The following is a 12,924-nucleotide window of genomic DNA, read 5'->3' as shown; positions in this document are numbered from 1 at the left end:
TTTCTTGTTGCCAGGCCGTGAGGTCGCGCCAGGAGTTCCTATGATCGATTTTTCCTCCGCTTCGCCGGGTCGCGGCGGGCTGCGCCGATATGCGCGCCGTTTCTGGTTCGACATTCCCCTGTGGGGACGCATCCTCATCGGCCTGGCAGGCGGCGTGGCGGCGGGGCTGCTGCTGCGGGAATCGGCGGTCAACCTCAAGTGGATGGGCGACGTCTTCGTGCGCCTGATCCGGATGCTGGTCGTGCCCCTGATCTTCGTGTCGGTGGTCGCTGGCGTGGCCTCCATGGCCGACCCGTCCCGCCTGGGGCGGATCGGCGGTCGAACCCTGGCGCTTTATCTGGGGCTCATGCTGGTCGCGTCGGCCGTGGGCTTGACCCTCGGGGCCCTGATCAAGCCCGGCGTCGGGGTCGACCTGACGGGGGTGACGCCCGAGACGATCGATCAGGCCAAGCCTCTGGGCCAGGCCATGCTGGAGATCATACCCATCAACCCCATCGCTGCTCTTGCGTCCGGGGACACTCTGTCGGTGATCTTCTTCGCCCTTCTGCTCGGGCTGGGCCTGCTGGTGGTGGGGGAGGAGGCGCGGCCGCTCAAGGCTGTTTTCGACTCAGCGTCCAGCCTGATGCTTCGGCTCGTCCATTTCGTCATGGAGCTGGCGCCGTTCGGCGTCTTCGGCCTCATCGCCTGGGTGGTGGGGACCAGCGGCCCCGGCGCCTTCCTCAGCATCTTCAAGTTGGCGCTCTGCGTCATCCTGGGCTGCGCAGTGCAGACGATCATCATCCATGGCGGTCTGCTGCGCCTGCTGGCGCGCCTGCCGGTCCTACCGTTCTTCCGGGACATCGCCGATGCCGTGGTTGTGGCCCTTTCGACCTCATCTTCCTCTGCGACCCTGCCAGTCGCCATGCGAGTGGCGCAGATGAATCTGGGCGTGAGCCCGACCGTCGCCTCCACGGTGCTGCCGTTGGGCGTCACGCTCAGCATGGACGGGACGGCGTTGTATGTCGGGCTGCTGGCGACCTTCTCGGCCCAGGTTTTCGGCGTTCACCTGGAACTGGCCGACTACCTGGCGATCATGGCGGTGACGACGCTCGTCGCCCTGGGCACCGCGCCGGTGCCGTCGGCGTCGCTCTTCCTGCTGGCGGCCGTGCTGTCGGTGATCGGTCTGGGGCCGGAGCAAACTGCTCTGATCGTCGGCTTCATTCTGCCGTTCGATCGCCCGCTCGACATGCTGCGCACGGTGCCGAACTGCACCTCGGACCTGTCGGTCTGCGTGGCCGTCGCGCGCTGGGAAGATGAACTCGACATGGCGGCCTATGTCGCCAAGCCGGTGGAGTAACGCCGTGGCCCAACGTTTCATTCGCCCGGTTCTCGCCGCGTTTCTTGCCGCTCTTCTGTCGACGAGCGCGGCGCACAGCCAATCGACGACACGGCCGGCCTTGCTGGATTATGGGGCGATTCAGCACCCCGTTCGCGCTGAGCGCGCCATGGTAGTCAGCCAGAATGTCATCGCCAGCAAGGTGGGCGCCGACATCCTCAAGCGCGGCGGCAACGCCGTCGATGCAGCGGTGGGCGTCGGGTTCGCCCTGGCGGTGACGCTCCCCCGCGCCGGGAACCTGGGCGGGGACGGCTACATGCTGGTGCATATTGCGGAGACGGCCGAAACCTTGGTGGTCGATTACAGGTCGATCGCCCCCATGGCGGCTGACGTCGGCCTGTTTTCGGAGAGCGCAGGCGGCGATCCAACTGATCTGCGCCGCGGGTATCGCGCTTCGGGCGTGCCGGGGACGGTTGCCGGGCTCGAGGCGGCTCATCGGCGCTGGGGGCGGTTGCCCTGGGCCGAGGTGGTCCGGCCAGCGCGGCATCTGGCCGAGGACGGCGTGGTTCTATCGCGCGACGAAGCCGAGGGCCTGGCGTGGTCGCGGCCCATGTGGGAGCCTTACGCCGCCGGGCGGCAGGCCTTCCTCAAGGCGGACGGCTCAGACTATGCGGCCGGCGAGCGCTTTGTGCAGCCGGACCTCGGCTGGACCCTGTCGCAGATCGAGCAAGGGGGCCGCCGCCTTCTATCTCGGGGCGGTGGCCGATCGGATCGTCGCCTCCATGGCCAAAAACAATGGTCTGATCACCAAGGCGGATCTCGCCGCCTATCGACCCGTATTTCGCGAGCCGATCGAGGCTGATTATCGCGGCTACAGGGTTTTGGCGACGCCGCCGTCGTCGTCTGGCGGCGTCATGCTGCTGGAAATGCTGAATATCGTAGAAAACTTCGACCTGAAGGGCGCCGGGGCTGGAACGGCCGCTTCCCTTCATCTGATGGCCGAAGCAATGAAGCTGGCGCAGCTGGACCGCGTTCGCTGGATCGGCGATCCCGATTTCAGCGAGGTGCCGACCCGCCAGCTGGTTTCTCAAGCCTTCGCGGACCAAAGGGCGCGGTTGATCCAGCCGGATCGAACCCTGCCCCCGACGGCGCTTCATCCGCTGGATCCGTGGTCGGTCGAGGGCGAAAGCACGACCCATTTCTCCGTCGTGGACGCCGAGGGCAACGTCGTCTCCAACACCTATACGCTGGGCGCGTCCTATGGCTCGGGGGCGGTGATCGACGGCGCCGGTTTCCTTCTCAACGACCAGATGAAGAACTTCAATCGCAGGATGGGGCCTGATGGACGGCCGCTGCGGGCGAACGGCATGGAGCCGGGTAAGCGAATGATCTCGACCATGACGCCGACGCTTGTTTTTCGCGACGGCAAGCCTTGGCTGGTCACCGGCACGCCGGGCGGCTCCACCATCCCCAACAGCCTGTTCCAACTCATTGTCAACATGATCGACCATGACATGACAGTGGCGCAGGCGACCCACGCGCCGCGGGCCCACCAGGACGGGGCCAGCGGAAAGCTGGAGGTGGAGCCGGGCTTCAATGGCGACACGGCGGACCTGCTTGCGCAGCGCGGGCACCGGATCGGGCGTCGTTCCACGATCGGCAGCGTCCAGTCCATTCTTATCCGACCTGACGGCGGGCTAGAGGGCGCGGCCGACAGCCGACGGCCCGACGCGGCCGCCATCGCAGCTGACTGAGTTCAACACGGGGAGATATGAGTTGAAGAAAGCATCGAGTTTGACGGCTGCGCTGCTTCTAGCAACGGCGGCGCCGGCGGCGGCGCAACAGACAGTATCGCCTGGAGCCGGTGAGGCTCACGGCGACGCGCCCTTCGGCACGGCCGCAGGCCGAGCGCGTGGTCTTTCGCTCCATGGACAAGCCGCGCACCGAACTGACGGGGTACCTTTACGTTCCTGTGGGCGAGCGGAACGGCAAGGCTCCGGCCGTGGTGCTCATGCATGGCCGAGCGGGCGCCTACTCCAGCCTGGCCAAAGGTGTTTATGACGCCAGCACATTGACGATCCGACATCGCTACTGGGCCGAGTACTGGGCCAGTCGGGGCTATTATGCGCTGATCATCGATAGTTTCGGGGCGAGAGGGTTTCCGGGCGGTTTCGCGGCCGGCACCTATTCGCAGCGCCCGGCCAGCGTGAATGAGGTGACTATTCGTCCGCTGGACGCCTATGGCGCCCTGCGCTTCCTGCGCAGCCTCGATGGCGTGGACGGCGACCGTGTCGGTTTGATGGGTTGGTCCAATGGAGGCAGCGCGGTACTGGCCGCCATGGCGGATGATAAGCCGGGCGACATGCGTCGACTGGGCTTCCGCGCTGCGGTGTCCATGTATCCCGGTTGCGGGCTGCAGAACCGCTTTCGACGCGGCTATCGCGCCTATGCGCCGGTAGAGATCTTCATCGGCACGGCGGACGAGGAAGTCAGCCACGACCGTTGCCGCACTTTCGCCGCCGGCGCGGGGCTGGCGCTCCTGTGGGCTTCAGCAGCTTCGCCGGCGCGACCCACAGCTTCGACGATCCCGGTCGCCGCCGCCAGTCCGTCCCTGCGAATGCGACCGCCACCCGGACCGTGCGGGAGCGGCTTGCGCAGTATTTTGAGCAGGCTCTGGCGCCGCGTTGAGAAGATGAGCATGAAATCTCGGACACTCGGATTGGCGGCCGCTGTAGTCGTCCTGAGCGGGGGCGGGGCGGCGGCCCAAACGTATGACCTCCTCATTCGCGGCGGTCTCGTTTTTGACGGAAGCGATGCGCCCCCGCGCCGCGCAGATGTCGGCATTAGACAGGATCGAATCGTCTTCGTGGGTGCGGCCCCATCGGGGGCGAAGGCCGATGTCGAGGTGTCAGCCGAAGGCAAGTGGGTCGTCCCCGGCTTCATTGATCCGCATACCCACTATCTGGCGGACATATCTTCACGTGACGCGCAGCGCCGCCGCGTAGAAGCGGCTCTGATGCAAGGGGTGACCACCGTATTCGTGGGCAACGACGGCACGTCCGCCTCGGCCGGAGTGGGGGACCTGTTCCGGCGCATCGATCAGCGCGGGGCGGGCCCGAACGTGGCCAGCTATGTCGGCTTCGGCACCCTCCGCCGCGCGGCCATGGGCCAGGCGGATCGCGCGCCCGATGCCGCCGAAATGGCGCAGATGGCGACGTTCGCGGCCCAGGCCATGTGCGAAGGCGCGCTAGGGCTCTCGACTGGGCTATTCTACGCCCCGCAAAGCTATGCAGCCACCGAGGAGGTGGTCGCCGTGGTTAAGGCCGTCGCGGCTCATGGCGGCTTTTACGACACCCATCTGCGCGACGAGTCCTCTTATGGCATCGGCCTTGCGGCCGCTGTGGGCGAGGCTCTGGACATCGGCCGCAAGGCCGGCGTTCCCGTCCATATCGCCCACATCAAGGCGCTGGGCGTCGATGTACACGGCGCGGCGCCGGCCGTTATCGCGCAGATCGAGGCCGCCCAAGCGGACGGTCTGACTGTGCACGCCGACCAATATCCCTGGGACGCCTCCGGCACGGGGCTGGGCGCTGCACTTCTGCCGCGCTGGGCCCAGGCGGATGGAGACGAAGCACTCCTCGCGCGCCTGAATGACGCCGAGCAAATGGCGCGCATTCGGCCGGCCATGGAAGATAACCTGCGCCGCCGCGGCGGGCCGGACGCGATCCTGCTTACGGCCGGCGCCTTGGACGAGGTGCGCGGCAAGACCTTGGCGCAGGCCGCGACTCACTGGGGCGTGGATCCTGTCGAGGCGGCGTTGCGACAGCTTCGCGCCGGCGGCTCGTCCATCGCTTCTTTCAACCAGGTCGAGACGGATATCCGCGCCTTCATGGCGCGTCCCTGGGTGGTGACGGCCTCTGACGCCTCGGCGGGCCACCCCCGCCGCGCCGCCAGCTTTGCGCGGCTGTATGATCGTTATGTCCGCGAGGGCGAGGTTCTTTCCGCCCAGGCGTTCGTGCACCGCTCGAGCGGCCGCACGGCGGCCCTCTTCGGCCTCGAGGGGCGCGGCCGGATCGGGGAGGGCGCCTATGCCGATGTCGCCGTGATCGACCCGGACAACTACGCCCCGCGAGCCACCTATCTCGACCCGGACGCCCCGGCGACCGGCGTGAGCCACGTCATCGTCAACGGCCGAATGGCGGTGTCTGAGGGGCGGCTCACTGGCGACCTGGCCGGCCGGCCGCTGCGGCGGGTCTCGCAGGCGGCGTGCCCATGAATGAAGGAACCGGACGCATGAGCAACGGAATCTGGCGCAGGCGAGCACGTCTTGTCGCTGTCGCCTGCGCAGCGGTTGTGGGGCTGGGCGGCGGGACGGCGGACCCTGCGTCGCCGCTGCTGATCGTAGGCGCGACCATCTTTGACGCCACCGGCGCCGCGCCTTTCCAGGGCGACGTTCTGGTGCGCGACGGCCGCATCGCTCAAGTGGCCCCGACCATACGCGCGCCCTCTGGCGCGACCGTCGTTGACGCGCGGGGAAGGCGCTGCTGCCGGGCTTCTTTGACCTGCACACCCATTGGACGCCGGGCGGTTCGCCGGCAGCCACCCCGTCTATCGCTCATGCCTATGTCACCGCGGGGGTGACGACCGTGAACGATTTCCACCAGCCGCCGGAAGCGTTCGAACCTCGTCGTCGCTGGCTCGCCAACCTCGTCTCGCCGCACGTCAACCTGACCGCCAGAATGAGCACGCCGGGCGGTCACGGGGCCGACTGGGCCGATCAGAACACCACGCGCTGGGTCAACACGCCGGACGGAGCGCGCGCCGGCGTCGAGGCGATCGCCGCCTATTCGCCTGACCTCATCAAGGCGTTCGCGGACGGCTGGCGTTACGGCTTGTCGGCGGACAACAGCAGCATGGACGAGAGCGTGCTCAGCGCACTGGTCGCGGCATCTCACGAACGCGGCCTGCGCGTCGTGACACATACGGTGACAGTGGAGCGGGGCGCCCAGGCGGTTAGGGCAGGGGTGGACGTCATTGTCCACAGCCTGCAGGACCGGGAGGTCGACGCAGCGACGGCCGAGCTGATGCGCGCGGGGGCGTGGCCTATGCGCCGACCTTGGCCGTTTACGAGCCGGTCAAACCGGGCGCGACGCGGCCGCGGAATATGGACACGCCGCGAATGCGCCAGCAGACGCGCAAGTTCGCGCATGCGCTGAACAACGTCCGCCGGTTGCACGAGGCGGGGGTGTTGATCGCCGTGGGCACAGACGCCGGCATGCCGGGCACGCCACACGGGGTAGCGACCCTCCGCGAGATGGAATTGCTGGTCCAGGCTGGATTGAGCCCGACTGAAGCCCTACTGGCCGCCACATCAAATAGCGCCAAGGCCATGGGCGTGCACGACGACAGAGGCAGCATCGAGGTCGGCAAACGCGCTGATCTGGTCCTGATCGACGGGACGCCCTGGCGCGACATCGCGGACGTGCGACGCATCCATGGCGTCTTCATCGACGGACGCCAGGTTCACAGTGCGGGCAAACCGCTGCGGGATGACGCGCCGGCCTTGATGCCGGCGATCACGATCGGAGGCCTGATCGACGATTTCGAGCGGCCGGATCGTCGCACCGCGCTGGACACGGCGCGCCTGGATCATTTCGACAGCGGCGGGGAGCGGACTGAGCTGATAACTCAGCTGGTACAGGACGCTGGCCGCAATCATTATCTCAGTCTGGCCGCGCGCATGGCCTATAAGGACGATCCCTTCGCTGGTGTGACCTTTCCGCTCAGCCGGGGCGGCGTGGAGCCTGTCGACCTGTCAGACTACCAGGGCTTGCGCTTCGACGTGCGAGGCGACGGCGGCGCCTATCAGGTTCGCCTGCGCGGCCCAGGCGGCGTTAGCTTGGCCGAGGTTGTGGCGGATGCCGAATGGCGGACCGTTGATGTTCCGTTCGAGGCTTTTCGGTCGTCAAGGCGGTCCCTTGAGACAGAGGCTTTGTTCTTCGATGTGACGGTCAGAGCCAGCCGAGAAGGCGGCGAGGCGGTTTGGCTCGAGCTCGACAATGTCGCGCTCTACTGAGGCCCGATCGCTTCCGGCGTTTAAACGCGCAAGATCGCGTCCTTTTAAAAAACCTGTACAGCCTTCTGGACATGCGGAGGCGGGGGCAAAGTAGAGCCGGCCCGCTATATATAAGGCTGCCAAGCTTTTCTGGTCAGTGTTTCCGCACACGCCGGTCAGGTCAGCTCTGAGAATGGCCACCTCGGTGATCGCGACGGCGCGCGATATTCGATTACCCTTAGGGCCCTGGCCTGAGTGTTGCACCGGCTGACTCTAGAAAGCGTCGCGACGGTGAAGAGTCGGATGCGCTCTGAAGCGCGATATGTTATTTCTTTGAAGGCTAGCGATTTGAAGAAAATGATATTGTGATAGTCTGGTTCTCTAGTCGGTGTCAGCTAAACTTTTTAGCTAGTCAGCTTTGTGGCGTTGTCAATATGTATCGAAAGATGTCGCGATGACGTACTTGTTACATCAGTATATTTTCTCATTGTTTTCAAGATGACTAAGTTTTGTCGGTGCTGCGAACGGTTTGGGCTTTTTGGGATTTGAAAAATTAAGCAATAACAGACCGATAAGTCGGTTTATATAATCGAGTGGGAGTGAGGCGGTCTTTTGAGGGGTTTCGCGCCACCGCTTCCAAGTTCGTCTGTAAAGCGCCGAGAAAGCCTGAGTTCTGACAAGATAGGTATCAGGGGTTTTCAAGGTGCCTGTGACGTGTGCTCGCCACTTGGTGTATCATCCTCGCCGAGGTTAAGCGCAGTTCGGTTTAGTCTCGTCCAATTGGCGGAAGTATCACGCTAGCCGTCAGTGTAATGCGGGGGCTCACGAGGGCGATAGAGGATGCGGTAGGCCGCGCGGTACTCGGTCCCTCGGGATGGCACTTGAGCGGGACCGCCCTGACGGCCCCGCTCATTCTAGTCTGCGTCGTCGCCCGCCGTCAGAAATTGTAGCGTGCAAGCACCCCGATTGTGCGTGGTCGGTTGGTGCTTCGCATTGCTACGTTCGTCGTGCTGGCGCTCCAGTCGATCGCGCCGGCCGTGTCGGTGGCGTTGGTGACAAAGGCGCGGATGGTTGCGGGGCCGATGTCAAAGTTCATGCCAAGATTAACGAGAGCAAAGTCGCCAATTTCTCGGAATCCGTCAAATCCATTATTGAACGCATTGTAAGAGCCGCTGACGTAGTTGAGGCCCGCGTCGAAAGACAGTTCCACATTCTCGAAGATCGGAGTGGGCACGTGGTATTGGACGGAAGCGGCGAGGGTGAGCTTGGGTATTTTTGGAACTCGATCGCCAGCAAAGCCAAGCGGCGGCGGCTCGGGAAATTCCTCAAGATCAGGCATATGCTGATCTTTGTCGAGTTTCGCCGTCATATAAGTAGCAGCGAGGCTGAATGAGAGGTCTGGATTGGGGCGCAACATGGCTTCGATTCCAAGCCGTTGATGTTGGCATCCGTCCCGTTGGATATAAAGCCGGCGGCGCCTGTCGGTGAAGATCCTGGGACCTGGATGTCTTCCCAGAACATGTGAAAGTACGTGGCGTTCAAGGTCAGGCGGCGATCAAACCATGAGGTCTTGGCACCGCCTTCCATGCTGAGGACCGTATCAGGGCCAAAGAACTTGGGTATGACGATGCCGAGTTGCGCAGCGCTATTGTAGTTATTGATCCCGCCTTCTCGGAAACCAGTCCCAGCGCGGGTATAGATCAGTTTATCGGGATCAATCTGATAGGAGAGGGACCCGCTCCAGGTCATTTTGCTCTGGGTGCTGTGAGCGTCGAGGCCGATGACCGTCTCGGTCTGAACCGGTCCGCCATAGGCTGGCGGTGTGGCGGGAGGAATGCTCCCCTGAAAGGCTTGTTTGGTGAGCGCTATGTTGTGTAGGCGCGCCTCGAAATGGCGTATGCCAACGCTCGCTTTGAGTTTTTCACTGATTTCGTAGTCGGCGTTCAGAAAGTAGGCGACGGATCGAACTCGATTTTCGCCTCCTGTAGAGTAGATGAGCGATCTGGCGCCGGGCGAGGTGATGTCGGCGATGCATTCTGCATGGGTGCGACAAAGCGAGACGCCAGTTACAGGATCTGCAATTTTGACGGTGATTTCGTCGTTCTTCTGGTCGTCTGCGTAGGAGCCGCCCACGACGAAATTGAACGGACCGTTGAAGCGAGAGTTGTACCGCACTTCGGACGAGAACACGCTGCGATCCTGCGTCTGGTCGCCACGAACGGGGCCGAGCGGCTGCAGAAGCCCGGTTGAACGATAGAGGCCCACGTCGACCAGACCAAACGCCACTCCGCTCCCAGTGAGCGCGAAGGAGGTATCGTATAGAAGGTCGTACTGAGACGCGGTGGCGGTGAAGCTGCCGATCGGCGTATCGTACTGTCCGGTCGCCCCATAGATTTGGACGATGTTGGTGACTTCGGGGCGGGCCGGATCGGTAAATGTACGGCTGGCGGCCACAGCAGTGGGACTGGGCTGAACAATGAGGCCGCGTAAGAATGGGCGCCGCTGACGATCTTGATGGGCGCTAGCGTGCCCGACGATGCTTCGGGAGTGTCGCCAGGGGGGCCATCGGCGGTGAGGCTCTTGACGGGTGTAGAAGGCATCGAGCGTGAGGTTAGGGGTGGGGGTATAGCGGGCCGAGATCCGGCCTCCTACCTTGTCGCTGGTGTTGGAGTCTTTGACGAAGGTGGCCCCGTTCAGCCCGAAATATCCGTCGATGTAGCCGCCGCCGTGCTCTTGCCAGAGTACGCCGCGAACGGCGAGGACATCGGATATCAACGGCACGTTGACGACAGCCTCGCTGCCATAGTTGACGCCGCCTTCATGGGTTTGGCTCGCTGTGGCCGAGACGTGCCCACCGAATTGGCTCGGGTTCGGCTTGTTGGTGATAATGCGGACAGTGCCGCTCATGGAGCTTGCGCCGAACAAGGTGCCTTGGGGGCCCTTCAAAACCTCCACGCGCGCGACATCATAGGCGCCGATATCCGGAGTGCGGCCGCCGCCGCTGCCGAAGTTGACGCCATTGATTACCGTTTCGTCGAGGTAGAAGCCGACGGTGCTGGCGCCGGGCGACTGGATGCCTCGAATGATAAGTTGAAGATCACTGTCGCCTTCTTTGGCGAACTGAAGCGACGGCGTCATGCGCGCCAAGTCCTCAATCGACCGGACATTCTGGCGTTCTAGGGCGGCTCCAGTGACAACGCTGATGCTTGAGGGCACCTTTTGCAGCGACACCTCTCCGCGCTTCGTCGCCGTCACGACGATCTGGTCGACCGAGTACGCCGCGTCTTCCTCTTGAGACGGAACGGTTTGTGCTGCGGCATGTGTCGATAGAACGGCTGCCGCCGAGGTCGTGCAAATCCAGAACGCTTTCGGAATCTTACTCAGTCGCATCTTAATTCCTCCCCTGGTCGAGGCCTTTATCGGCCAAAGTCGCTTGGTTTATGTATGATGGTCATACAATCTTATTGGAGGCTGCCTTTCAAGCGGCGGGCATGTTGGAAATGGAGCGGTCTCTCAAAATTCGAGCAAACTCGGAGGAGAGATCATGTATGTATGATTGTCATACGTAAATTCTTGCCGTAGTTCGGTAATGTGGCGACATTGAGGGTCGTCCTAAGGGAATGGGTACTGTGGAATGTTGAGGCTAACTACACTGCTGTTCGTAGGTCTGGGCGCTGCGAGCTCGGCATGGGCTGAGGCTCCGGCGAGCGTTCGGCCGATTGCAGGCCTCGATGCGCAGATTCACGCGGCAATCGCCTGCGGTGACCTGGAGAAGGCTGATTTTTCCGGGATCGCCGGGGCCCCGACAACCATCTCATCCGTAAAAATCGTCTCGGGATCAGATCGCTATAACGAGTATTGCCAGGTCGAGGGCACAATCGCTCCGAAGATCGGTTTCGAGATCCGTCTGCCGACAAAAACCTGGAACGGGCGCTACTTCCAGACCGGATGCGGGGGCATGTGCGGTTTTGAAAACCGACGACTATTGCGGTGACGCATTGGCGCGCGATTTCGTGATTGCGGCGCACGACATGGGACACCAGGGCAGCGGTCCCTGGGATGCCCAGACCTGGTCGCAGGATCCGCAACAACGTGCGGACTTTGCTCACCGATCCACCCATGCGATGTCTGTCGTCACGAAGACTATTATTGGATTTTACTACAAGCAGGATGCGGCGAAAAGTTACTTTAGAGGTTGTTCGACGGGCGGACGTGAGGCGGTTCAGATCGCGCAGTATTACCCGGACGACTTTGATGGCGTTATTGGCGGCGATTTCGCCATGCCGATCCGTCAGGGTGCGATCGCCAATACCTGGGATGCTCAACATCTGATGGATGAGAACGACAATGATGTCTTCTCGGATGCCAAGCTGCAGGGATTGCACGCCGCCGTTATGGCGAAGTGTGACGACCTGGACGGGGTGGTGGACGGGATTCTCATGGATCCACGTCAATGCAGCTTCGATCCCCGCACTATCGCCTGCGAACCTTCGGCGGATCGCAGTGATTGTTTGACGCCGAAAGAGCTCGCTGCTGCGATCGCGCTATACGACGGCCCCCGAAACAGCAGCGGTCAGCGTCTGACGCCTGGCGGACGAGCGCTGGGGAGCGAACTCGCCTGGGGCGGCGGCGCCTATGGCGGCGGCAAAAGCCGCATCGCCATTTCTGAGGGCACCCTGCGTAACCTGGCCTTCGGCGAAGAGCGGGCTGACTTCCGCTACCGTGACTTCAACTGGGATAGCGACGTAGCGGCGGTCGAGCCTCAGGTGGCTGAGTTCGACGTCATGCCGGTCGGAACTGCGCCGGACCTCGCAGCCTTCCATCAGGCTGGTCGCAAGCTGATCCTCTATCATGGGTGGTGGGACCCCGGCGTGCCCGCGGTCGGAACGCTCGACTACTACGCACAGGTGCATAGCCGCCATGGCGGATTGGACGAGACGCGTGACTGGTTCAGGGTCTTCATGGTGCCGGGGATGTTCCATTGTCGAGGCGGCGACGCGCCTGATAAGTTCGATGTCCTCGGCGCGATGGTAGCCTGGGTCGAGCAGGGCGTTCCTGCTGACGGGATCGTCGCCACGCAGTACAACGAGGACGGGAGCGTGAAGCGGACGCGACCGCTCTATGCCTATCCTGCGGTGGCTCAGTACGATGGCGAGGGCGACGTCAACGATGCGCAAAATTGGCAGCCTAAGGTCCCGACCGAAGCGACCGACGATCTCGTCGACTGGATCTGGGCGCCCGAGCCCAACTAACACCGCACCAAGTTTAAGAGGACGCCGTCGCAGCCATGCGGCGGCGTTTTCTTTTGCGTCACGTTCGGACGACTTGGGTTCCGATCCGTCTGAGACAGGCGGCGCGCCGGGAGAAACTGCCGCCGGCCTTGCAGGGAGGCGCTGCATGACGCCTGTAGCCCATGTCCTGCCGTCGGCGGTGCGGAGCTACAGGCCTTGAGGCGGGATTGAGTGGTGAGACGGTACGGAAGCGATCCGCAATGCGGCGGCGGGGGCTGCTGATCCGCCGCGAAAGGTCGCTGGTCAGGCCGGCAGAAAATATC

General features: G+C 63.3%; 9 protein-coding genes. 7 read left to right on the top strand and 2 right to left on the bottom strand.

Features of this window, described 5'->3' with window-relative positions:
- The first annotated feature begins 40 nt into the window (after positions 1 to 40).
- From V8F63_RS15210 to V8F63_RS15185, 6 genes are all read left to right on the top strand, one after another.
- Complete coding sequence (locus V8F63_RS15210; protein ID WP_392353945.1) at positions 41 to 1,336, top strand: dicarboxylate/amino acid:cation symporter; 1,296 nt, start codon at positions 41 to 43, stop codon at positions 1,334 to 1,336.
- A 4-nt stretch (positions 1,337 to 1,340) separates the two neighbouring features.
- Positions 1,341 to 2,177 carry a gamma-glutamyltransferase gene (locus V8F63_RS15205; RefSeq protein ID WP_392353944.1) on the top strand — a complete coding sequence of 279 codons (837 nt, stop codon included), beginning with the start codon at positions 1,341 to 1,343 and terminating at the stop codon, positions 2,175 to 2,177.
- Complete coding sequence (locus tag V8F63_RS15200) at positions 2,098 to 3,069, top strand: gamma-glutamyltransferase (RefSeq protein ID WP_392353943.1); 972 nt, start codon at positions 2,098 to 2,100, stop codon at positions 3,067 to 3,069. Before V8F63_RS15205 ends, V8F63_RS15200 begins: the two co-directional genes overlap by 80 nt.
- Positions 3,070 to 3,242: 173 nt before the next feature.
- Positions 3,243 to 5,591, top strand: a complete 2,349-nt coding sequence (locus V8F63_RS15195; RefSeq protein WP_392353942.1) for an amidohydrolase family protein — start codon at positions 3,243 to 3,245, stop codon at positions 5,589 to 5,591.
- A 265-nt stretch (positions 5,592 to 5,856) separates the two neighbouring features.
- The gene (locus V8F63_RS15190; protein WP_392355112.1) at positions 5,857 to 6,531 is read left to right on the top strand and encodes an amidohydrolase family protein; all 675 of its coding nucleotides are present in this window, start codon (positions 5,857 to 5,859) and stop codon (positions 6,529 to 6,531) included.
- On the top strand, positions 6,495 to 7,391 hold the full coding sequence (locus V8F63_RS15185) for a CIA30 family protein (protein WP_392353940.1): 897 nt from the start codon (positions 6,495 to 6,497) through the stop codon (positions 7,389 to 7,391). Before V8F63_RS15190 ends, V8F63_RS15185 begins: the two co-directional genes overlap by 37 nt.
- A 916-nt stretch (positions 7,392 to 8,307) precedes the next feature.
- Here the strand turns inward: V8F63_RS15185 and V8F63_RS15180 are convergent.
- Both V8F63_RS15180 and V8F63_RS15175 read right to left on the bottom strand, forming a co-directional pair.
- Entirely contained in the window at positions 8,308 to 8,739 is a 432-nt protein-coding gene (locus V8F63_RS15180; protein WP_392353939.1) for a TonB-dependent receptor, read from the bottom strand.
- The gene (locus V8F63_RS15175) at positions 8,736 to 10,760 is read right to left on the bottom strand and encodes a TonB-dependent receptor (RefSeq protein WP_392353938.1); all 2,025 of its coding nucleotides are present in this window, start codon (positions 10,758 to 10,760) and stop codon (positions 8,736 to 8,738) included. Before V8F63_RS15175 ends, V8F63_RS15180 begins: the two co-directional genes overlap by 4 nt.
- A 578-nt stretch (positions 10,761 to 11,338) precedes the next feature.
- On the opposite strand from V8F63_RS15175, the gene V8F63_RS15170 reads away from it, so the two are divergent.
- On the top strand, positions 11,339 to 12,622 hold the full coding sequence (locus V8F63_RS15170) for a tannase/feruloyl esterase family alpha/beta hydrolase (protein WP_392353937.1): 1,284 nt from the start codon (positions 11,339 to 11,341) through the stop codon (positions 12,620 to 12,622).
- Positions 12,623 to 12,924: the final 302 nt, after the last annotated feature.

The sequence above is a fragment of the Brevundimonas sp. LF-1 genome (assembly GCF_037055305.1).
GTDB classification, from domain to species: Bacteria; Pseudomonadota; Alphaproteobacteria; order Caulobacterales; family Caulobacteraceae; genus Brevundimonas; species Brevundimonas sanguinis.
This window is presented reverse-complemented; position numbering and strand designations above follow the sequence as displayed.

What these genes read in the sequence shown, in the direction of transcription:
- V8F63_RS15210 (WP_392353945.1), top strand. Translation starts at nt 41, where the DNA reads ATGATCGATTTTTCCTCCGCTTCGCCGGGTCGCGGCGGGCTGCGCCGA.
- V8F63_RS15200 (WP_392353943.1), top strand. Translation starts at nt 2,098, where the DNA reads ATGGCCAAAAACAATGGTCTGATCACCAAGGCGGATCTCGCCGCCTAT.
- V8F63_RS15195 (WP_392353942.1), top strand. Translation starts at nt 3,243, where the DNA reads ATGGACAAGCCGCGCACCGAACTGACGGGGTACCTTTACGTTCCTGTG.
- V8F63_RS15185 (WP_392353940.1), top strand. Translation starts at nt 6,495, where the DNA reads ATGCGCCAGCAGACGCGCAAGTTCGCGCATGCGCTGAACAACGTCCGC.
- V8F63_RS15180 (WP_392353939.1), bottom strand. Translation starts at nt 8,739, where the DNA reads ATGACGGCGAAACTCGACAAAGATCAGCATATGCCTGATCTTGAGGAA.
- V8F63_RS15175 (WP_392353938.1), bottom strand. Translation starts at nt 10,760, where the DNA reads ATGCGACTGAGTAAGATTCCGAAAGCGTTCTGGATTTGCACGACCTCG.